Annotated in this window: 18 protein-coding genes; 6 read left to right on the top strand and 12 right to left on the bottom strand. The window is 64.2% G+C overall.

The window, feature by feature from the left end:
• Positions 1-50 precede the first annotated feature (50 nt).
• The 4 genes from GE073_RS03840 to GE073_RS03820 all read right to left on the bottom strand — a co-directional run bounded on the left by GE073_RS03840 (position 51) and on the right by GE073_RS03820 (position 5,332).
• A complete protein-coding gene (locus GE073_RS03840) occupies positions 51-1,595 on the bottom strand; it encodes a solute symporter family protein (protein WP_028600103.1) in 1,545 nt (514 codons plus the stop codon).
• Entirely contained in the window at positions 1,592-1,930 is a 339-nt protein-coding gene (locus GE073_RS03835) for a DUF485 domain-containing protein (protein ID WP_028600102.1), read from the bottom strand. Before GE073_RS03835 ends, GE073_RS03840 begins: the two co-directional genes overlap by 4 nt.
• Positions 1,931-2,426: 496 nt before the next feature.
• On the bottom strand, positions 2,427-3,410 hold the full coding sequence (locus GE073_RS25275) for a LytR/AlgR family response regulator transcription factor (RefSeq protein WP_228551253.1): 984 nt from the start codon (positions 3,408-3,410) through the stop codon (positions 2,427-2,429).
• On the bottom strand, positions 3,407-5,332 hold the full coding sequence (locus GE073_RS03820) for a LytS/YhcK type 5TM receptor domain-containing protein (protein ID WP_228551252.1): 1,926 nt from the start codon (positions 5,330-5,332) through the stop codon (positions 3,407-3,409). Before GE073_RS03820 ends, GE073_RS25275 begins: the two co-directional genes overlap by 4 nt.
• Before the next feature lie 250 nt (positions 5,333-5,582).
• Here GE073_RS03820 and GE073_RS03815 point away from each other — a divergent pair, with 250 nt between their 5' ends.
• Entirely contained in the window at positions 5,583-5,984 is a 402-nt protein-coding gene (locus GE073_RS03815; protein WP_028600099.1) for a VOC family protein, read from the top strand.
• Positions 5,985-6,081: 97 nt separating this feature from the next.
• On the opposite strand, the gene GE073_RS03810 is transcribed toward GE073_RS03815, so the two are convergent.
• Both GE073_RS03810 and GE073_RS03805 read right to left on the bottom strand, forming a co-directional pair.
• Complete coding sequence (locus tag GE073_RS03810; protein ID WP_153782791.1) at positions 6,082-6,642, bottom strand: hypothetical protein; 561 nt, start codon at positions 6,640-6,642, stop codon at positions 6,082-6,084.
• A gap of 93 nt (positions 6,643-6,735) precedes the next feature.
• Positions 6,736-7,125: an MmcQ/YjbR family DNA-binding protein gene (locus GE073_RS03805; RefSeq protein ID WP_043111682.1), complete on the bottom strand. Its 390-nt coding sequence runs from the start codon at positions 7,123-7,125 to the stop codon at positions 6,736-6,738.
• A gap of 164 nt (positions 7,126-7,289) precedes the next feature.
• Here GE073_RS03805 and GE073_RS03800 point away from each other — a divergent pair, with 164 nt between their 5' ends.
• Entirely contained in the window at positions 7,290-8,246 is a 957-nt protein-coding gene (locus tag GE073_RS03800) for a hypothetical protein (protein WP_153782790.1), read from the top strand.
• Between the two features lie 640 nt (positions 8,247-8,886).
• On the opposite strand, the gene GE073_RS25270 is transcribed toward GE073_RS03800, so the two are convergent.
• Positions 8,887-12,375 carry an OmpL47-type beta-barrel domain-containing protein gene (locus GE073_RS25270; RefSeq protein WP_416362100.1) on the bottom strand — a complete coding sequence of 1,163 codons (3,489 nt, stop codon included), beginning with the start codon at positions 12,373-12,375 and terminating at the stop codon, positions 8,887-8,889.
• A gap of 257 nt (positions 12,376-12,632) precedes the next feature.
• Positions 12,633-13,376: a copper homeostasis protein CutC gene (locus GE073_RS03780; protein WP_153782789.1), complete on the bottom strand. Its 744-nt coding sequence runs from the start codon at positions 13,374-13,376 to the stop codon at positions 12,633-12,635.
• 139 nt (positions 13,377-13,515) lie between these two features.
• Between GE073_RS03780 and GE073_RS03775 the strand changes: the two genes are divergently transcribed.
• The gene (locus tag GE073_RS03775; protein ID WP_028600096.1) at positions 13,516-13,956 is read left to right on the top strand and encodes a VOC family protein; all 441 of its coding nucleotides are present in this window, start codon (positions 13,516-13,518) and stop codon (positions 13,954-13,956) included.
• A gap of 145 nt (positions 13,957-14,101) precedes the next feature.
• On the opposite strand, the gene GE073_RS03770 is transcribed toward GE073_RS03775, so the two are convergent.
• Positions 14,102-14,380: a hypothetical protein gene (locus GE073_RS03770; RefSeq protein WP_127464496.1), complete on the bottom strand. Its 279-nt coding sequence runs from the start codon at positions 14,378-14,380 to the stop codon at positions 14,102-14,104.
• An 84-nt stretch (positions 14,381-14,464) separates the two neighbouring features.
• A complete protein-coding gene (locus GE073_RS03765) occupies positions 14,465-14,731 on the bottom strand; it encodes a hypothetical protein (RefSeq protein WP_043111681.1) in 267 nt (88 codons plus the stop codon).
• A gap of 236 nt (positions 14,732-14,967) precedes the next feature.
• On the opposite strand from GE073_RS03765, the gene GE073_RS03760 reads away from it, so the two are divergent.
• The 3 genes from GE073_RS03760 to cstA all read left to right on the top strand — a co-directional run bounded on the left by GE073_RS03760 (position 14,968) and on the right by cstA (position 19,553).
• Positions 14,968-16,767: a sensor histidine kinase gene (locus GE073_RS03760; RefSeq protein ID WP_153782788.1), complete on the top strand. Its 1,800-nt coding sequence runs from the start codon at positions 14,968-14,970 to the stop codon at positions 16,765-16,767.
• Positions 16,739-17,518 (top strand): LytR/AlgR family response regulator transcription factor, encoded by a 780-nt coding sequence (locus tag GE073_RS03755; RefSeq protein WP_153782787.1) that lies wholly within the window; start codon positions 16,739-16,741, stop codon positions 17,516-17,518. Before GE073_RS03760 ends, GE073_RS03755 begins: the two co-directional genes overlap by 29 nt.
• 241 nt (positions 17,519-17,759) lie before the next feature.
• Positions 17,760-19,553 carry a carbon starvation protein CstA gene (cstA, locus tag GE073_RS03750; protein ID WP_153782786.1) on the top strand — a complete coding sequence of 598 codons (1,794 nt, stop codon included), beginning with the start codon at positions 17,760-17,762 and terminating at the stop codon, positions 19,551-19,553.
• 392 nt (positions 19,554-19,945) lie between these two features.
• On the opposite strand, the gene GE073_RS03745 is transcribed toward cstA, so the two are convergent.
• Both GE073_RS03745 and GE073_RS03740 read right to left on the bottom strand, forming a co-directional pair.
• Positions 19,946-20,251: a hypothetical protein gene (locus GE073_RS03745; RefSeq protein ID WP_028600091.1), complete on the bottom strand. Its 306-nt coding sequence runs from the start codon at positions 20,249-20,251 to the stop codon at positions 19,946-19,948.
• 178 nt (positions 20,252-20,429) lie between these two features.
• Positions 20,430-21,404: a beta propeller repeat protein gene (locus GE073_RS03740; protein ID WP_153782785.1), complete on the bottom strand. Its 975-nt coding sequence runs from the start codon at positions 21,402-21,404 to the stop codon at positions 20,430-20,432.
• Between the last annotated feature and the right edge of the window lie 144 nt (positions 21,405-21,548).

Here is a 21,548-nt window from a genome sequence, read left to right as displayed (position 1 = left end):
GGTGGATCGGATGCGGAAAATTATGCGCGCGCTCCCTGCGGCTGCGGCAGTCAGTTCGACGTCGGCAGCTCCGCGATGCCGGTGTTGGCCTTGACGAGCACCTCGTCGAACTTGGCCTCGTCCGTCCGGGACGAGAAGTACGTGCCGAGGAAGGCGCCGAGGAAGCCGAGCGGGATCGAGATGATGCCCGGGTTGGTCAGGTCGATGAGCGGCGTGCCGACGAGGATCGCCTTGCCCGCGACCGGATTCCAGACGTTCGGGCTGATCATGACGAGGAACAGGGCCGAGATAAGGCCGGTCAGCATGCCGGTGACCGCGCCGGCGGTGTTGAACCGCTTCCAGAACACGGTGAACAGGATGACCGGCAGGTTCGCGCTTGCCGCGACGGCGAACGCCAGCGAGACGAGGAAGGCGACGTTCAGCTTCTGCGCGAACAGCGCCAGGAGGATCGAGACGATGGCGACGCCGACGGAGGCGTACTTGGCCATGCGCACCTGCTCCTTCTCCTTGGCCTTGCCTTTGCGCAGGATATGGTTGTAGAAGTCATGCGAGAAGGCCGAGGCGGCTGACAGGACGAGTCCCGCGACGACCGCGAGGATCGTGGCGAAGGCGACAGCGGAGACAAAGGCGAACAGGAACTCGCCTCCGAGCACCTTGGCGAGCAGCGGCGCGGCCATGTTGCCGGCGGCGTTGGCCTCGACGATCGCGGCCTCGCCGACGAAGGCGGCTGCGCCGAAGCCGAGGAACAGCGTCATGACGTAGAAGACGCCGATGATCCAGGTCGCGACGACGACGGACTTGCGCGCGGTCGGCGCGTCCTTGACCGTGAAGAAGCGGATCAGGATATGCGGCAGGCCGGCGGTGCCGAGCACAAGCGCCAGGTTGAGCGAGATCGTGTCGAGCCCGTTCGTGAACTTGTTGCCCGGATTGAGGAACGCCTCACCGAGGCCGGTGGCCGTCTTCATCTCGGTGAACATATGGCCGACGTTGAAGTCGAACTTGGCGAATACGATGAGCGAGATGATGAGCGTGCCGGCCATGAGCAGCACGCACTTGATGATCTGCACCCAGCTCGTCGCCGTCATGCCGCCGAAGACGACGTAGACGGTCATGAGCACGCCCACAATGAGCACGCTCGTCGTATAGTCGAGGCTCGGGATGAGCAGGGCGATCAGGCCGCCCGCGCCGACGAGCTGCGCGATCATGTAGAAGATCGAGATGACGATCGAGTTGAGCGCGGCGACGCCGCGGATCTTCGCCTGGTTGAAGCGCGCGGCGATCATGTCGGCCATTGTGTAGCGGCCGAGGTTGCGCAGCGGCTCGGCGACCAGGTACAGCACGACGAGATAGGCGACGAGGAAGCCGATGCTGTAGAAGAAGCCGTCGAAGCCGAACAGCGCGATCATGCCGGCGATGCCGAGGAACGAGGCCGCGGACATGTAGTCGCCCGCGATCGCGAGCCCGTTCTGCCAGCCGGTCAGTCCGCCTCCGGCGGTGTAGAATTCATTGGCGGTCTTCGTTTTTTTGGAGGCGTAGTAGGTGATGACGAGCGTGCCGAGCACGATCAGCAGGAACAGCAGGAACGCGGTGTTCATGACGTCTTCCGTCCTTTCTTGTCCGGGGCTTGGCCGCGCTCGGCGACCTCGGCCTTGATGGCTTCGACCATCTCGTCGAAGCGGGCGGCCCTGCGGGTGTAGATGATGCAGAGCGCCCACGTCATGATGAACTGCGCGCTGGCGAGCAGCCACGCCCAGGAGACGGGACCGACGGCCGGCTCGTTGAGCACGGTCGAGAAGGCGGTCAGGAGCGGGAGCGTGAAGTAGAAGGCCAGGAAGAAAACGCTCATGGGAAGCAGAAACTGTTTCTTCTTGCGAAGCAGCCTGCGGAACGAATCCGAATGGGCTACATCCGTGTACGTCAGTTTGGACACCGGACTTCCTCCTTTATGAAAACGCTTCCCTATAACTATAGCGAGCGTCGGGCGAAGAAGGAACGGGGTCGGCGCGAAACGTCGGAATCGGGGCGCGAACGGTTGGAAATTCAAACTTGACTCGCCAGCGAGCGAACAGAGCGTTCTGGCCGCATTAGGGTCGAGAATGATCCTGCAGGGAGGGCCACGCTGTGCGCCAGTCGCGCTGCGCCGCCAGTCCCGCCGCCCATCGCGACGAGCGAGTCGGGCGTTCCCATTCGCCTGCTCCGCCAGCTAATGATACTCACAGCCCTTATTCCTTCCGATTCGCGCCGAATGGAATGCTAACGATACGGACAGGCCTTATTGCTGCCCAAGTCGCTCCCAAAGCCGCTTTTTCGACAAAATAGCGCTCCTCCGTATCGATAGCTCCGAAAAAGCCATCCAAACCGCCAAATAGCGCTTGCTGGTATCGTTAGGGTCAGGCAGGGGGCGCTGCGCCGCCAGACGCATCCGCTCAGCTTCCTTCCAGCAGCCGCAGCATGTCCTTCGCGGCTGCGCGCGAGACCGGAATGCGCTCTCCCTCGGCATGCTTCAGCACCAGATTGTACGCACCGTTGAACCAGGGCTCGATCTCCTTGATATAGTCGAGATGGACGAGATAGCTGCGATGCGGGCGAAAAAAGCCGCGGCCGAGCCGTTCCTCCAGCTCCTGCAGCGTCTGCCGGGTGAAATGGTCCGAGCCGTCGGCCATGCGCAGGCGCGTGGACTTGTCCTCCTTGGCGGCGTACAGCAGCAGCGCCGCGTCAAGCACGACCATGCGGCCGCCGTCCTCGACGAGCAGCCGCGCCTTGCGCGGAACGGAGGCGGCTGGATCTATGCCAGCGTGATCGATTCTCGGGACGGCTCCGGCGGCGGGAGAAGCGGCGGCCGAGGCCGCCTCGCCCTCTTGCTGACCGGACGGCCGGACCGAGCCCTCCAAAGACGGGGCGGCGGACAAGTCCGCTCCGGCCGCCGCCTCGGCGAGCGGGCGATCCGCGCCGCCCTCCGTCTCCGGCAACATGCCGCCTGCCGGCCCGTCCTCCCGGCTCGCCGGCTCCGTCCCCGCTTCCTTGCGCTGCCGCAGCCGGGCCAGCGCTTCGCGCAGCCGCTCCTCCTCGTACGGCTTGAGCAGGTAGTCGACCGCCTCGACGCCGAACGCCTCCACCGCATAGCGGTCGTAGGCAGTCGTGAACACGATCATCGGCGCGGAGCCCTCCTCCCGCAGCCGCCGAGCCGCCTGCAGGCCGCTGCCCTCCGGCATCTCCACGTCGAGGAACAGCGCGTCCGGCCGCAGGCGGCGGGCCTGCTCCAGCGCCTCGCGCCCGCTGCACGCCTGGCCGACCAGCTCTACGCCGGCCTCCCGCGACAGCAGGTAGACGAGCTCCTCCCGCGCGAGCCGCTCGTCGTCGGCGATGAGCACGGTCAGCGATCGCCCCGTGCCTTTCTCCAAGTCTCTCAATCCGCATCCCTCCTCGCCCGCGGCAGCCGGAACGTCACGCGGCTCCCGCCCTCGGGCAGATTCTCATATACGAGCGCAGCCTCCGCTCCGACGAGCCGGATGAGCCGCTGATTGACGTTGTACACGCCGAGACCGTTGCTCGCCCCCGCCGCGTCCGGCTCTGCGGCCGGAGGCTTAGCGTCCGGCGCGGCGCGGGGCCCGGCTTGCAGCGGCGCCTGCGACGCTGCGCCGAGCGGCGCCTGCGGCACCGCCTCCAGCGTCGCCAGCGGCGCGGCCCCTAGCAGCGGCAGCAGCTCCGCCCGGATGCCGGTGCCGTTGTCCCGCACGGAAATGAGGATCCCTTCCGCATCCGCCTCCGCTTCGACGGCAGCCGCTCCGCCGGCCGGCCGGCTCGCCAGTCCGTGGCGGATGCAGTTTTCCACGAGCGGCTGCAGCGTCGACGGCGGGATGAACGCATCGGGCAGCCCGTCGCCCGAGAGGCCCCGCAGCTCCATCTGGTCGCCGAAGCGCACGCGCAGGATGTCCAGATACGCGCCGAGATGCTCCAGCTCCTGGCTCAGCGGGATGAGCGGCGAGTGCGCCGTGCGCAGGCTCGCCCGCATGAACTGCGCGAGCTGCCGCGTCAGCTGCCGCGCGTCGTCCGGCGCGGTGCGGATAAGCGTAACGATGGAATTAAGCGTGTTGAACAGAAAATGAGGATGGATCTGCGCCTGCAGCGCCCTCAGCTCGGCGTCCTTGGTCAGCACCTCCAGCTCCGCCGCCCGCGACAGCGTCAGCTGCGTCGAGAGCAGGCGGGCGAGGCCCGCCGCGAACTCCTCCTCGATGCGCCGCACCTGCCGGCGGCTGCGGTAGAACAGCTGCAGCGCGCCGACCGGCTGGCCGGCCTGCCGGAACGGGATGAGCACGACGGCGCCCGGCCCCTGCTTGCTCTCCAGCACGCCGCGCCTGGCGAGCGCCGCGGCCCGCTGCCGCAGCCTTCCCCCTGCCGGATGCGGCGGCTCCTCCTCCGTCCGCGTCGGCTCGGCGACGAGCACCCGGTCCTCTTGCAGCGCGCGTCGGCACAGCGCCGAGGCGAGCGGATGCTCGGGCCGGAACCGCTCCGCGCCGGGACCGCAATGCGCCAGCACGGCGGCCGTATCCGCCACGGCGACCGCGTCGACTCCGAGCGCGCTCGCGAGCTCGCGGGCCGCGGCGGCCGCCCGGTCGGGCGTGAGCTGGCCTTCCAGATGCGGCAGCACCGTGCCGGCGACCGCGAGCGCCCGCTGCGTTTCCGCCGCCCCGGCGCGCTCCTGCTCGCCGAGCGCGACCTGAATCATCGCGACGAACAAGGCGATGCCGAGGCTGCTGGAGATGACCATCGGCATGCCGATCTCGTTGACGAGGCGGATCGACTCCGGCGACGCGGTCGTGGCGATGAGGATGACGCCCATCTGCAGGATCGGGGCGAACACGCCGATGAAAAACGCCTTGATCGGCGCGATGATCCGCTCTTCATAGAAGAAGCGCGCGACCAGCCCGGCAAGCAGCCCGATGATCGGCGTGGAGATGAGGTAGGCCTCCGCGGCCATCCCGCCGAGCGAGGCGGCGTACGCGCCGGCGATGAGGCCCGCTCCGGCCCCGACGCTCGCTCCGCCGAGCAGCCCGCCAAGCACGACGCCGATCAGCGCCGAGTGCGCCAGCAGCTGATCGGGCCGCGCCTCGCGGATCCAGAAGGCGGCGTCCATGCCGCCCGGTCCCGCCAGCACGCCCGCATGCGTGCCGGCGATGCCGATGAGGCCGAACATGACGGCGTGCAGCAATCCCGTCCGCAGTGTGACGGCGCGGTCGAGCAGCATGCGGAACAGCGGCAGCCGGGTCATGATGAACATCAGGATGAGCAGCATGCCCATCCTTTCGATGAGCGCGCGCGTGTAGGCTTCCATCGCGTCCGTCCTTTCGGTTCTTTTCATATGGTAGCGCATACATGGTTGAAAATGGACAATCGCTTGCCTGTATTGTACCCGATCCGGCGCTCCGCCGGAATGAGGCTCCGCGCACAAAGAGTCTCGAGCCGGACGATCGGTCCGCCGGACGCCTTCCGTCAGGATGGCGATCCGGAAGAAATCCGCCTCCCCTGGTTCGGTTATGCTTAGACGTGAAAGCACACTCCCCTTCGAAAGGTTGGAATCCTCCATGGCCAAGCTTACTCCGTACCTCATGTCCGTCAACGCCCGTCAGCAGGCGGAATTTTATATCGAAGCGCTCGGCGGCGAAATTCTGAACGTCATGACGCATGACCAGATGCCCGGCGCCGGACCGGACGCCTCGGACAAGGTGCTCCACATGACGATCGTCGCCGGCGGCGTGACGTTTTTCCTATGTGACGGCATCCTGACGCCGCAGCCGGGCAGCCATACGTTCCTGTCGCTGGAGTTCACGGACGACGCGGATGCGCGCAGCGCCTTTGACCGCTTGTCGCAGGACGGCCAAATCTACCATCCGCTCGAGCAGGCGTTCTGGGGCACGCTGTTCGGCCAGCTGACGGATCGCTTCGGCGTGAACTGGATGATTACGACGGAGCAGCAGACCCGGTAGGCGGAGCTTCGCCGTTTCGTCGGAAAATCAAAAAAGGGCTGTCCCCGGTCAAACTCGTTGACCGTCGAGGACAGCCCTTTTGGGGCCGTTCAGCCGCTCACGCCCGGCTCAGCTCGTAGAATACGCCGTCCAGAATCATCAACAGCGTCGACTCGTCCTTGATGAAGAACGTGCCGCTTGGTCCCGCGAAATCTTTGATCTCGACTGTCTGCGCCGACTCTCCTTCGATGCCGAGATCGCTCAGCTGCATCCGGTAATCCTGAGCGAACTGCTCGGCGGTCAAGGACTTCTCCTCGTACACGGGATTCGCCGTCTCGGCGTCGCCGAAGCGGGCCGATTCCTTGGAGAAGGACGCCTCCTGGCCGATCAGGGATTCATCCGGTCCGGCGGATACGGGCGTGCTGGCCACGTCGCCGGTCACCTTCCACTCGCCGAAATAGCGGACGGCTCCGGCCTCGGCCCCGCTGCCGGCATTGTCCGTGCCGCCGGTCTCGGCGGGCGGCGCCGCCCCCGACGGCTGCACGCTCGCCGACGCTTGCGGCGATGGAGCCGCGGCCGTCGGGGACGGGCTCGGCTCGTTCGTCGCGTTGGAGCAGGCGGCGAGCGCGATCGAGGCTCCGAGCAGCAGCACGGCCGCTTTTCTCGTTTTCATGGTCATGGGATTGCTCCTCCCTCGTTGTCGGTGAAATAGCAAAAAAGCCTGCCTGAGCAGCAAGCTCCTTTCCCTTCCCTTACCTCGTTCCGCTTCCACCTAATCGCCGCGATCCGGAAACGCCCGCTTCAAGCTGGCCGCCAGCTCGGCTCGAACCGCCTTGGGCAAGCCCGCCACGACGAGCAGATAGCTCTCCTGGAGCATGCCCTCCACGACGTCGTCCGGCACGGCGCCGCCGAGCACGACGGTGTTCCAGTGCCGCTTGTTCATGTGATAGCCCGGCAGCACTGCGTCCGGGTACGTCTCCCGCTGCAGCCACGCCTCGTCCGGACTGACCTTGAGATTGACGCTCTCGACCCCTCCGGTGGAGCCGAGCAGGGCGAACATCTTGTCCTTCACGAACAGCACCGGCATATGCGGGTCGAACGGGGTTTTCACGCTCGCGCCGGGGTAGCCGAGGCCGATCCGCAGAAGCTTTTCGTGGTTCATCGTTTACCTCCCGAATGGTTGATCCTGCTACTGGTTATCGCACTTAATCGCTTGCCGGTCAAGGGATGCGCGGCCCGTGTCCGTGATTGCCCTGCAACCTTCTCGTGTAAGAACCGTCTGAGAGAGCAACCGCAGCATCCCATCCAACACAGGAGGAGATCATCATGAAAAAGAGGTTGAAAACGACAGCCGCATCGCTGCTCGTCCTGTCGCTGACGGCTGGCGGAGCCGGCTCCGCCTTCGCGCTGCAGGGCCAGCCGGCCCCGGCGCCGGGCCATGCGGCCATTACGGCCGTGACTGAAGCGTCCTCGTCCCAGCAGCACTACCGGGAGTACATCTCGATCCTCGCCTCCGGCAATCTCGCCCGAGCCGTCAACTACCTGAACAACCATCTGTCCAAGGTCGACAGCTGGACCGCCTCGATGATGGCGCTGCGCCTTGAGAACGCCCAAAACGCCGCGCTCGGCAAGCTGCAGCATCGCTATGAGCAGAGCGGCGTGCAAAAGGCGATCGACGACGCCTGGAGGGCGGGCGGCAGCGGCACGTATACATCGCTGCTGAAGCATGCGAAGGGCGAGAGCGTCCGCAAGCTGCTGGCCGATTCTCGCGATCAGGGCTATGCCGTCGCGACGGCGGAGGGCATGTTTTTCCCGGTGATCAACTACCCGCTGTACGAGAACTGGAAAAGCCGCGTCACCGCCGACATCCAGCTGTACGTCAAGCTGATGGCCGACGAGGTGCGCAAGCCGACGCTGCGCGACGCCGGTCTCGTCATCGGCTGGGGCGAGCTGCTGCAGCGCGATCTCGACGCGGAGAAGTTCCTGCTGCAGTACAGGAGCTCGAACCGCTACAAGGCGGTGAGCGAGCGCTACGAGCAGCTCAAGACGCATCTGTTCTACGGCAGCAACAATACGCCGCTGTTCGACTACGATACCAAGAAGATCGACGCCGAGGCGCTGGCCGCTTACAAGAAGGCCGTCGCCGACGCCGCCAGCTCCAGCAGCTTCACTCCGCTGCTGATGAAGGTCAAAAACTTCCTGACGGTCGTCGAGCGCAACGACGGAAAATACACCGACGACGTGAAGAAATGGCTGAGCGTCCAGGCGCCGACCGGCGCTTGATGGAGCGAGGACAGCCCGAACTGAATCGGGCGGCGCGGCGCGGGCGGCCTCGTTTGGCGGCTGCAGCCCGATTAAATCGGGTTGCATAGCTCGCGCGGCCTCGTTCAGCGGCTGCAGCCCGATCAATTCGGGTTGCGCGGCGCCGCCCACTTGTGCCTCCTTCCAGATTCAAGAAACTAAAAAAAGCAAAAACCGGCTGCGACAGCCGGTTTTGCTTTTTTTAAGGAGCAAGAACTCTTAGGGCTGCCCCGGCGCCGGCTGCTGGCGCGTCCTAACGCCATTTTTGCCGTTTAGGAGCTCGCTTTCTTCGTTGCGGCGCGTCCTAACGTCATTTTTGCCGTTAAGGAGCTCGCTTCCTTCGCTGTGGCGCTTCCTAACGCCATTTTTGCCGTTAAGGAGCCCGCTTCCTTCGCTGTGGCGCTCTGCTGGGATACCGATGCGCATTTCAACCCGAGGCCATGCTTCCCGCAAGGCCGCGCCTCTCAGGGTTCGCCCCTTCCGCTCATTAAGATCCGCTTCTCTCGGAATCCGCCTATCAGGATCCGCCCTCTAGGATCTGCTTCGCTCAGAGCTCGCTCCTCTCAGGCTTCGCTCCCCGCTTAGAAGACCCACAAGCGCTGCGCGTCTCCACGCTTCAACGTCAGCGGCTGACGACGACCTGGATCGTGTCGCTCGACGTGACGCCGGCGGCGTTGACGAGCTCGACGCGATAGCTATAGACGCCGGGCGCACGGCCAGCAAGGTCCGTGAACGCGGACTGCGCGCTCGGCGTCGACGCGCTCAGCGCCTGGACGTCGATGAGCGTGCCGTTTTCGTACAGCCGGTACTCCGTCGCGTTCGTGCCCCACCACAGATTGGCCGAGATGCGGTAGCTGCCGTCGCCGTCCCAGTTGTTGTGCGACACGGACGGCTTGCCCGGATTGGCGTCGGTCACGGCGACGCGGAGCTGCGCGCTTTTCGTGACGCCATGCGGATTGATCAGCTCTGCCGTGTAGACGTAGACGCCGTTTTTCTTGCCGCTGAACTCGGTGCGGACCGATTGGGCGGCCGGCGTGCGGTCCGCCAGCACCTCGGCGCGGACGAGCATCCCGTTTTCATAGAGTCGGAAAATGGAGCCGTTCTCGCCCCACCACAAATTCATCGTCACGGCATACTGGCCGTCCCGCAGCCCGTTCTTGTGGCCGCTGTCGTCGCTCAGCACCGGCACGCCCGGAGCGCCGGACGCGCCGCCCGCTTGCGCCCGCACCTGGAACGCCGTCGTCTGCTCCGCCACGTTGCCCGCAAGATCGGTCACGACATAACGGATCGTGTGGCTGCCGAGTCCAAGATCGGCCGCGAGCCGCGAGCTGCCGCTCTCGATCGACAGTCCGTCCAGCAGCAGCTCGCTCGCCGCGATGCCGGAGATCGCGTCGGAGGCGGCGAGCTCGAAGCGCAGCTCGTCCGTAAAGCCAGCGTCCGTCACCGGAGCGCCGGACTGCGTCAGCTGGACGGTCGGCACGGTGCGGTCGAGGCGCACGACGGCGGTTTTGGCCGCCTCGCGGTTGCCGGCCGCATCGACGGAGTAGTAACGGATCGTCGTCTCGCCCTCGCTTTCGACGGACGCCGGTCCCGCATAGCGGATCGGCTCCCCGCCGTTCAGCGTGTAGAAGGTCGCCAGCTCGCCGGCCCGGTCATCCGTCGCAGCCAGCGTGAACGCGGCCGGCTCGCGATGCCAGCCTGCCGCATTGGGCTCGCCGGACAGCGTCAGCGCGGTCGAAGGCGCGATGCGGTCTGCCGGGGCGGCGATATCCTCCGGTCCGCGCGGCTTGAGCTGATAGGTTCCCTTGAAGATCGAGGCGATGCCCTGCAGCACGACGCGGTCGCCGTTGCCGTAGCCGAACTCGCTCCGGCTCAGGCCAGTGCGGACGTCGACGCGGATACGGGTCTTGGTGCCGGCATCGGTCGTCGCATCGAACTCGAACGATCCGCTCGGAGCCGCATCGGCGAGATTCGAGATGACCGCCTCGCCGATCGAGACGAGCGTGCCTTGGTTGGCGTCCGAGACGCCGGCGGCATCGGCGGCCGCCGGCGGCGCTCCGCCGCCGACGACGCTGAGCGCGCTCAGGTCGGTCAGCTCCAGCTCGGTGTTGTAGACGGCGAGCCGGCCGGTCAGCGTCACGCGGTCGCCGGCCTTGACGCCGGGCGCGCTTTGGAAGACGTAGATGCCGCCGCTCTCGTCCTGCAGGTAGAACGACTCGCCGCCGCCGTAGATGCCCGGCTCATGCAGCGCCGTCCCGGTCAGCGTCACGGTCGTGCCGGCGGGCAGCGCCCGCGCCGCGGCAATCGACAGCGCCGGCGTCGGGCTTGGGCTGACGCTCGGCGTCGCGCTGGCCGTCGGCGTCGGCGTCGCGCCCGGGCTGGCCGTCGGCGTTGCCGTCGGCTCCGGCGTCGCGCTCGGCGTCGGCGTCGCCGTTGGCGTCGCGCTCGGGCTGGCCGGCGGCGTTGCTGTCGGCGTCGGCAGCGGCTCCGCCGGCACGTCGCCGAGCGTCGCCGGGGAGGTCTTGAGGTTCGTGCCGTTCAGCCGCAGCCGCATGTTGGCCGCGCCGCTGGAGCCGGGCTTCAGCCGCACGGTCAGCTCCTTGGACGCATAGCCCGCGCTGTCCGCCTGCAGGCTGAACGCCGCGCTGTACGCATACGCGCTCGGCCAGCTGCCGTCGGCATTCTGCACCTGGGCGATCTGCGTGCCGTTCGCTGTCGTGTACACGCCGAAGCTGTACCCGGACACCGTCTGTCCCGGCGTCAGGCCGCTCGCCGTGACGCGCAGCGGGAACTCGGCGCCGGAATTCGGCAGCACGGCCTGCGCCTCGAAGCCGTAGCCGACCGTGCCCGGAGCCGGCGTCGGCGAGCTTGTCGGCGTCGGGGTGCCGCTCGGCGACGCCGTCGGCGAAGCGCTCGGGCTTGGCGTCGAGCCGCCGACATAGCCGTAGGAGCCGGCCTTGAACGTCGCCGGGTCGTACCATTTGTAGCCGGCGCTCGGCGCGGCCCAAGGCTCGGCCTGCGGCTCGGTCGACGCGGCCGGATTCTCCATCGCGAGCAGCGGCGTCGGCGAGTCGAGCTGCAGCCCGTCCACCTGGGCGAAGCTCGTGTAGCTTTCGTCCACGGACAGCCAGTCGATCAGGTTGACGAGCAGCCGGCCGTCGTCCTGCTCCTTGAAGCCGTCATACGTCGTCTTGCGCGCGCCCGTCTCCTCCCGCAGGTACTTCGGCGTCGCATCCTCGACCGGCGAGGAGTCGCCGATGAACGCCGCCTTGCCTGCGCCCTTCTTGGAAACGGCGACGTACGGGCCTTCCTCGACGCCGCCGCCGTTGTAGACGCCCTGGTCGACGGCGCTGCCCCATTTCTGGTTCGTCTTCGGCACGTAGACGATGCCCTTGGCCTTGGCCGGGTCGACGATTGCGAGCGTGGAGCCGGCATGCATCGCGACCGCTCCCACGCCCTGCGTGATGCCGAAGGACTGCGCCGGAGGCACGATGACGTTCGCGTTCAGGTCGCCGAGCGCATTGTAGCGGAAGCGGATGCCGAACTGCTCGGCCAGCCAGTCGGAGCTGACGACGCCCTGCATCGCGGCGGACGCGGCTTCCTCGGCGCTCATCCCTTTGGCCGGATTGCTCCACGCTCCGCGGCGGTAGCCGTTGTACACCTCGCTGCCGTCCCAGCGGTTCTTGTTGCGGTCGGCGTTGTAATGGTCCCCGATGAAAAAGACGCTGCCGCCCCCGTCCACGTACGCGGCCAGCGCCGCCTGCTCGCTCGCCTTCAGCGGCACTTGCGCCTCCGCCGTCACGAACACGTCGTACGGCTGCAGGTCCGCCAGCGCGATCGGGCCGGACTTGCGCAGCTCCTGCACATCGTAGCCGTTCTGCGCGAGCGCGTTGCCGAAGTCCGAGAAGCCGCCGTCGATGACCCAATCGGCCGCTCCGGCCGTATTGCCGTGCGCGTTGTCGAACAGGATCTTCTTGCCGGCATTGTGGTTGACGACCTTGGCCTTGATGAACGGCGCCGGGTCGGCGGGTCCTTCGGCATGGGCGACGCTGCCTCCCCAGGCGAGCGGCGCCGCAGGCAGCGCGACGGCTGCCGCGAGCAGCGCGCTCATCCATCTTTTGCCCCAGCTGCGGGACGGGTGCTTGTCCTTCATCCGGATCCTCCTCCGAGATCTACTGCGAATCAGCCGCCTTCCCGGCGGACTGTGGCCCTATCGTAGCATGCACATCGGTTCTCGAGGGTTGAAAATTTGTAAAAAAAAGAAGATCAGGAAATTCGTCCTGATCTTCCAGTCACGCTTCGACAGCGGCGGGGAAGGGCTTTTCGCCCTTCCTTTTCCGCGCGCGCACGATCTCTGCCGCGGCCGCGTCAGCTTCGGAGCGGCGGCTGGCCGCCGCTCCCGCCTGCGGCTGCCCTCTCCGCCTCCAGCCGGCCGAGGATGTCCCGCAGCTCGCGCACCCGCTCCGGCAAAACCTGGCGCAGCGGATGCCCGTCGACGCGGACGGACGATCCCGCATGCACCTCCCGGACGCCCGTCTCGCGGACGAGCTCCTCCAATCCGACGGCCCGGATGCCGCTGCCCGCGAGAATCTCGATGCCCGTGCCCGCCGCGGCCTGCACGAGCCGGCGCAGCTCCGGCGCCGCCTCCGGAGCGGTCCGGCGGCCGCCCGACGTCAGGATGCGGTCGATCTGCGGGTAACGGGCGAGCGCCGCCAGCGCTTCCTCCAGGTCGCGCGCCTCGTCGAACGCGCGATGGAACGTCACGCTCAGATGCTCAGCTTCCCCGAGCAGCAGCTCCAGCGCCGCCGCGTCGACGGTCCGCTCGGCCGTCAGCGCGCCGAGCACGATGCCCGCCGCGCGCGTGCGCCGGATGGCGCGGATGTCCGCGCGCATCACCGCAAGCTCTTCCCGGTCGTAGCGGAAGCTCAGGCTATGCGGCCGGATCATGACGTTCACCGGGATCGACGCCCGCTCCGCCACCGCCTCGGCCAGCCCGATGCTCGGCGTCAGCCCGCCTTCGAGCATGCCGCTGACGAGCTCGATCCGGTCCGCTCCGCCGCGCTCGGCGGCCAGCGCGTCCTCCGGCCTCGTCGCGATGATTTCCAGCTTCATTTTGCGCATCTCCCTTTTCGCGACTCGTCGCTTTTCGTCTTTTTTTGCCCATCATGGCGATCCAGAAGAAACGGCCCCTCGGCGGAAGGGCTACAATAGGCTCATCCCCGAATCCGCCTGATTAAAGGAGAGATCGAACATGGCTTACGCGCCGAAAATGACCTTCATCAACCTGCCCGTGCAGGACATGGAGCGCTCCACAGCATTCTACCGCTCGCTTGGACTGGAGTTCAACGAGCAGATGACGAACGACGAGGGCGCCTGCGTCATCCTCAACGAGAACACGTTCCTCATGCTGCTGATCCACCCGTTCTACAAAAAGTTCATCCGCAAGGACATCGCCGACGCGCGCACGAGCGAGCTCATCCTCGCCCTCTCCGCCGACAGCCGCGAGCAGGTAGACGAGCTGATCGGCAAGGCGCTCTCTGCCGGCGCGGCCGAGGCGGCCGATCCGCAGGACATGGGATTCATGTACTCCCGCAGCATCGAGGACCTCGACGGCCATCTGATCGAGATCATGTTCTACGATCCTGCCGCGGCCGCAGCCGCCTATGCGGAAGGCCAAGAACAGCAGGCCTAACCAAGGCTTGCCGTGCTCGCTCCCCTCCCGGGCTCGTCTTCATCCCCTATTTTAGCGATTTTTCGGCAGCCTGCGCAGATAGACTTGATTCCATATCAAAAAAAGGACGAAGCCGAGCAGGAGCCCGGCCTTCGTCCTTTTTGGCTTATTGCGTCGTCCGCTCGTCCAGCACCGGACGGTAGGCGTCGATGACGATCTTGGCCGCCGATTCGGCGCCAAGCTTCATCGACTCGTCCAGCGCCTGGGCGATCTCCATCTGCAGCCGCGCCACCTTGCTGACGCGCTGGGCTTCCAGCAGCTCCAGCAGCTCGGGCAGCGCCTCCTCCGCCGTTGCCGGCTCCGGCTCCCTGCCGGGGCGCTTGAGCAGCAGCAGCTTGCCGTCGGTCATGAGCAGGCTTCCGTCCAACAATCGGTATTCGTTCATCTTCACCGACCTCCGCTTCGGATTTCCTATTCCCTTCTTTTACCCATATGGGCAAGAAACTAGCAGCATCGGAGAAAAAAACGCTCAGAACGGCAGCAATTCCAACGCCAGCGCGACGGATTCGTGAAGGACCGACCCGAGGAAAACCAGCACATGGGCCGCGATCAGCAGGCGCAGCGGCCGATTCAGCCAAGCCGGAAGATGCCGCAGCGAGCGGCTTATGCGGAAGCCGGTGACAATATGGCCGTGGCGGATGACGTCATTGAACGGCTCGCGGTCCTTCAGCTCCTCGGGCATGGACGGCGGCACGGTCAGATGGAGCGACTTGTCCTCAAACGGATTGTAAGCCATGGAAATGCCTCCTTTGCAAAGTCGGACGGCGTATCGGCCAGGCGGAAGTCGGCGGCCGGCCGCCGCAAAAGCTGCGGCAAGCCGGCGCGGATGTCATGCAATTTCTGGTCTGATTCCATTTTAATGGAAGATGACTTGAAACTCCAGCTTTCTCGCCCGAGGGGTCCCGCCGCAGGCTGGGCTTTTTAGGGTATAATCAGTCGCAGAACCCGATCCATAAAAGCGAGGGAATGCCCGTGGTCCATCTGCTGCCGCTCATGCTGGAGCGCGTCGGCCTGCTGCTCATCATCGTCTTCCTGCTCTCGCGCATGAAGTCGTTCCGCCAGATCATCCGCCACGAGCATCGGCTCAAGGACAAGCTGCTGCTCATCGCCATCTTCGGCGTGTTCGGCATCGTCAGCAACTATACCGGCATCAAGATCAGCGGCGGCCTCGTCGCCACCGAGCCGTGGCAGACCGCCGTCGACGCGGACAGCGCGATCGCCAATACGCGCGTGCTCGGCGTCGCGCTCGGCGGCCTGCTCGGGGGGCCGCTCGTCGGCCTCGGCGCCGGCCTCGTCGCCGGCCTGCACCGGATGTCGCTCGGCGGCTTCACCGCTTATGCCTGCGGCTTCTCCACGATCTTCGCCGGCATCGTCACCGGCCTGCTCGGGCCGCGGCTGCGGCGCGCCGGCAAGCGCATGACCGGCTGGGCCGTCGTCATCGGCATCGTCATGGAGTGCATTCAGATGGGACTGATCCTGCTGTTCGCGCGGCCTCTCGATACGGCGCTGCAGCTCGTCGAGGTGATCGCGCTGCCGATGATCGTCATCAACGGCTTCGGCACGCTGCTGTTCATGCTGTTCATCCAGTCGATCCTGCAGGAGGGCGAGCGCACGAGCGCGCTGCAGACGTACAAGGCGCTGCATATCGCCGACCTGACGCTGCCGTTTTTCCGCCAGGGGCTGAACGTCCGCTCCTCGCGCGAGGTCGCCGCCATCATGCTGCGCGAGACGACGGCCGACGCGATCTCCATCACCGACCGCGAGACGGTGCTCGCCCACGCCGGCGCCGCCTCCGACCATCACATCCCGCTGCAGAGCCTGTCGACGCAGCTCACCCGCAACGTGCTGGAGCACGGGACGCTGCTCAAGGCCAAGACGCGCGAGGCGATCGCCTGCGAGCATGAGGGCTGCCCGCTGCGGGCCGCGATCGTGCTGCCGCTGCGCGTGCACGGCCAGACGGCCGGCACGCTCAAGCTGTATTTCACCGATCCGCTGCAGATGGACCTCGTCGAGCAGGAGCTGGCCGAAGGGCTCAGCCGCCTGTTCTCGACCCAGCTGGAGCTCGCGGAGGCCGAGCGGCTCAGCCGCCTGCTCAAGGACGCGGAGGTCAAGGCGCTGCAGGCGCAGGTGCATCCGCATTTCCTGTTCAACGCGATCAACACGATCTCCGCGCTCGTCCGCACCGAGCCCGAGACGGCGCGCAAGCTGCTGCTGCAGCTCGGCGTCTTTTTCCGCAGCAACCTGCAGGGCGCGCGGCAGATGCTCATCCCGCTGCGCAGCGAGCTGGAGCATGTCGAGGCGTATCTGACGCTGGAAAAGGCTCGCTTCCCCGGCCGCTACGACGTGCGGCTGGACATCGATCCGGAGCTCGAAACCGTGCTCGTGCCGCCGTTCACGCTGCAGCCGCTCGTGGAGAACGCCGTCCGCCATGCCTTCGGCCCGGCGCTGAAGGGAAAGCGCCCGTTCCGCGTGTCCGTCCGCGCCGTCCGCGACGGCGAGCGGATGCGGCTGGAGACGCAGGACAACGGCGTCGGCATCGCGCCGGAGCGGCTCTCGTCGATCGGCAGCGAGCCGGTCGAATCGGCAGCGGGCACCGGCACGGCGCTTCATAATATCCGCACCCGCATCGAGGAAATCTATCAGGGAGAGGCGTCGTTCGAGATCATCAGCCGCCCCGGCGAGGGCACGACCGTCGTGCTGGCCGTGCCGGTCCGCTCCCAGGCGCAGACAGGAGGAGAGCCCTATGTTGAAAGTCTATCTCGTCGAGGATGAGCCGCTCGCGCGCGACGAGCTGGCCTATCTGCTCCGGCGGACGCGGAAGGTCGACATCGTCGGCGAGGCCGAGACGGCGGAGGAGGCGCTGCGCGGCATCGCCGACTCCGCGCCCGACGTCGTCTTCCTCGACATCCAGCTGTCGGAGGCGAGCGGACTCGACGTCGCCCGCCGGCTGCAGCGGCTGGAGCGGCCGCCCGCGATCGTGTTCGCGACCGCTTATGACGAGCATGCGCTCCAGGCGTTCGACCTGGACGCGGCCGACTACATCCTCAAGCCGTACGACGAGGAGCGCATCCGCCAGACGATCGACAAGCTGTCGCGGCGGCTCGAGGCGGCTGCGCAGCCGGGCGGCGGCAGCGCAGCCGGCGGCGGAGCGGCGCATGCCTCGGCAGCTCCGGGAGCTTCGGCGCCGAGCCGCACCGGCAAGCTCGCCGTCGCCGTCGACGAGCGCATCGTGCTGCTGCCGGTCGGCGACATCCTTTACCTCGCCTCCGAGGAGGGCAAGACGCGCATCGCGCTCGCGGACGGCAAAGCCTACGTCAGCGCCGAGCCGCTCGTCGCGTTCGAGCAGAAGCTGCAGGGCACGCCGATCGCGCGCGTGCATCGGGCGTTCCTCGTCCATGTGGACGCGATCGCGGAAATCCAGCCGTGGTTCCACTCCACCTGCACGCTCATCCTGCGCTCCGGCGACAAGGTCCCGGTCAGCCGCACCCATCTCAAGGAGCTGAAGCAGCGGCTCGGGTGGTAGGCGGGGCGCGGAGCGGCAGGCGCAGGGTCTCCCGACGGCCGCCGAAGCGGCTGCTTGGCCGAGCCTATCCCCGGCCCCAGGACGCTCCAAGCGCCCGACTTTTTCGTGAAGGCGCTTCCGCTCATCCGGCTCGCCGTGCATTTCATCCCCCGACGGCCGCTTTTCATCGTGAAAACGCTCCCGAACCCGTTTGCATCCCTTATGCTGGACGAAACAACGGGTTTCTTAGGGAGGTCACAACATGAATGCGGTTTCAATCGTCATCGGGTCGATCTGTTTCCTTCTGATTGCCTACCGCCTATATGGAACGTTCATCGCCTACAAAGTGCTCAAGCTGGACGACTCCAAGCCGACGCCGGCGCATGAGCTGGAGGACGGCAAGGACTATGTCCCGACCAACAAATGGGTCGCCTTCGGCCACCACTTCGCGGCCATCGCGGCAGCCGGTCCGCTCGTCGGTCCGATCCTCGCGGCGCAGTTCGGCTATTTGCCCGGCCTGCTCTGGCTGCTGATCGGCGCCGTCGTCGGCGGCGCGGTGCATGACGCGGTCGTGCTGTTCGCCTCGATGCGGCGCGGCGGCAAGTCGCTGTCCGAGGTCGCCAAGGAGGAGCTCGGTCCGGTCGCCGGCTTCTGCACGGGCCTGGCTATGCTGTTCATCATCACGATCACGATGGCCGGCCTGTCGATGGTCGTGCTGCATGCGCTCGAGAACAACCCTTGGGGCACGTTCGCGGTCGCCATCACGATCCCGATCGCCATGGGCGTCGGCCTGTTCTACAAAAAGACCGGCAACCTCAAGCTCGCCTCGACCGTCGGCTTCATCCTGCTCCTAATCGGCGTGTTCGCCGGCCCGTACATCCAGGACACGATGCTCGGCGACTGGCTGACGATCGACGCCAAGACGCTGGCGATCATCCTGCCGATCTACGCCTTCTTCGCCGCCGCCCTGCCGGTATGGCTGCTGCTCGCCCCGCGCGACTACCTCAGCAGCTTCATGAAGATCGGCGTGTTCATCGCGCTCATCATCGGCGTCTTCGTCATCAACCCGGAGATCCAGTTCCCGGCGTTCACGCAGTTCATCGGCGGCGGCGGCCCGATCATCGCCGGACCGGTATGGCCGTTCATCTCGATCACGATCGCCTGCGGCGCGATCTCCGGCTTCCACGCGTTCATCGGCTCCGGCACGACGCCGAAGATGATCAACCGCTGGAGCGACATCAAGCCGGTCGCCTTCGGCGCGATGCTCGTCGAGTGCCTCGTCGCCATCATGGCGCTCATCGCAGCCACGGCCCTGATGCCGGGCGACTACTTCGCCATCAACTCCAAGCCGGAAGTGTTCGAGGCGCTCGGAATGAGTACCGTGCATCTGTCCGAGCTGAACCGCGAGATCGGCCTCGAGCTCGAAGGCCGCACCGGCGGCGCGGTCACGCTGGCCGTCGGCATGACGTACATTTTCACCAAGATTCCGTGGTTCGAAAACATGGCGCCGTACTTCTTCCAATTCGTCATCATGTTCGAAGCCGTGTTCATCCTGACCGCGATCGACGCCGGCACGCGCGTCTCCCGCTACCTGATCCAGGACTTCTTCGGCGAGATCTACAAGCCGCTGAAGCGCGTCGACTGGGTGCCGGGCACGATCTTCGCCAGCGTGCTCGCCTGCTTCATGTGGGGCTACCTGCTGTATTCCGGCGACATCAGCTCCGTCTGGGCGCTGTTCGGCGTCTCCAATCAGCTGATGGCCTCGATCGGCCTCATCATCGGCGCGACGGTCATCCTGCGCATCGCCGACAAGCGGCGCTACATGCTGACCTGCCTCATCCCGCTCGCCTACCTGTTCGTCACCGTCAATTATGCGGGCTACTGGATGGTGACCAACGTGTACCTGAACGCTGCGGCCGCCGGCTACAACGTGCTGAACGGCGTGCTGTCGATCATCATGCTCGTGCTCGGCATCATCATCATCGTCGCTGCCATCCGCAACTGGATCCAGACGTTCAACCATCCCCGGGCGAAGCTCAATTCGCTGAAGGCGTAGGATGGCACGGGTTGAAAAGCAGAGCAAAAAACCGGAATGCCTTCGGGCATTCCGGTTTTTTTATCGTTGCCATTCCCCAAAGAAATACGCTCAGACCGCCTTTTGATGACGCTGCCGACCGCGCTCAGCCGCTGGCCGGAGCTGCCCTTTGGCCGAAGCCTCCCTCCCCTCGGCCTCCGGGCTAACGATACTGACAAGCCTTATTCCGTAAAATATTCGCCTCGCTGAATTTTAACGAACCTACATGACCTTATTGCCGCCGAATTCGCTCCAAACACGGCTTTTTCAACCAAATAGCGTCTCTCAGTTTCGTTAGCCTCAAAAAAGCACGCAAAAACGCCGAATAGCGCTCGTCCGTATCGTTAGAAATCCAAGGGGTCCAGTCATCGGCTTCATTCCTGGTTGGCTCGCGACGTCCGTGCCGCCATATAGGCCGCCAGCGTCAGCAAAGCCGCAGCGAAGGAGAACAGCGCCGCATTCTCCGCTCCGGAGGAGTCCGTTCGAAACAGAACCAGGTAGCTGTCGCTTTCCGTCGAGCCCTTCAGCGCCATCATTTTGTACACCGAGTAGACGCTGTTCAGCAGCAGCAGCTGCAGAAGCGCGAACAGAGCGGCCTCCCCTTTGCGAGGATGGCTCAAAATCGCATAAGCCAGGATGAGCATGGAAAAGATGAACATCAGTCCGTAAAGAAATGCCATGGCTGGCACGCCGGCCCTGCGAAGAATTATCCTCCCTCCGATCACGCAGATGATGAAGCACAGCGAAGACGCCGAACTTAAAGCAGCTTATTCCAAACGGTAGTCAGCAAGGGGGTGGAGCGTGACCTAAATTGCCAGCGTCCTTATCCTACTCGCCCTGCACACCAGCCTGCTGCGGTTAATAATTTAGCTTAAGAGAAACATCTCTATACTTAAATTCGATATCTTCATCCAACCTACCTACTCCGATTATCCCTCCATTCCCGTAGGCAACGTCATAAATGAATTTATTTTTAGGAATATTTTTTATACTCCAATTAACACCGTCCGAAGAATTGATTATTACATTGTTTCCAACAAAGTAAAAATTATTATTAAAAAAATGCCCATTTTGGAAGGTATCTTTTACTCGTAAAACAGGATCCCACTTTATAGCATCTAATGAACTCCATATAACAGCTCCATTATCATCTAATCCACCTATAGCAATAAACATTCCATTCCCATATGCAATTGAAGTTAGATACCCTCCTCCATCCATATAAGGAAATTGCGTGGTCTCCCATGAAACTCCGTCTTTGGAAGTAGATGCTTCATAAGGGCCAACGGCAACAAATTTCCCATCTGCAAAACATAAATCACTTCTTGGACTCCAATATAGGGAGGATTCATCGTAATCCCATGATATTCCGTCTTTGGATCTCATCACACCTCCATGTCCCAAAGAAACAAAAACACCATTTCCATATGCAACATTATGACGTTGATTTTTAAAGTCATCCAATACTTTAACCCATTCGATTCCATCTAACGATCTATAAATCACATTATTACCAACTGCAATGAATTGATTTTCAACAAATCTAATATCATTTAATACTTCATTATAATTAAATTCGGAATCATTGACGATACTTCTCCAATCAACTCCATTGGTGGAAGCAACGATTATCCCATTTCCTACTCCCACGAACATGGAGTTTCCAAAAGCAATAGAGGTGACTATTCCATCAAGAGGTTTCTTATTCCATTCAGCTATTATTCCATCGTCAGATTCTAAGACGGTCAGATTATCTTTCGAAAAATAATTTACGATGATTACTGTTATAGAAATAATAAACATGAGTGAAAGTACAAGTCCCGCTCTTCTCAACAACACTCCTCCAACTATAAAGAGTTATTTAATCCGTAAAATCCTATATCTATTTTATCGAGGGTCCTAAGAGAGTACATTAGAGTGGTTCCCAAAAAGAATGTCTTTACCCGACGCTTTGGCACAGATCGTCCAAAAGAGAAG

The sequence above is a fragment of the Paenibacillus sp. B01 genome (assembly GCF_009649995.1).
Lineage (GTDB): Bacteria > Bacillota > Bacilli > Paenibacillales > Paenibacillaceae > Paenibacillus_O > Paenibacillus_O pasadenensis.
Note: the sequence above shows the minus strand (reverse complement) of the source record. Positions and strands in the feature narration are given on the sequence as shown.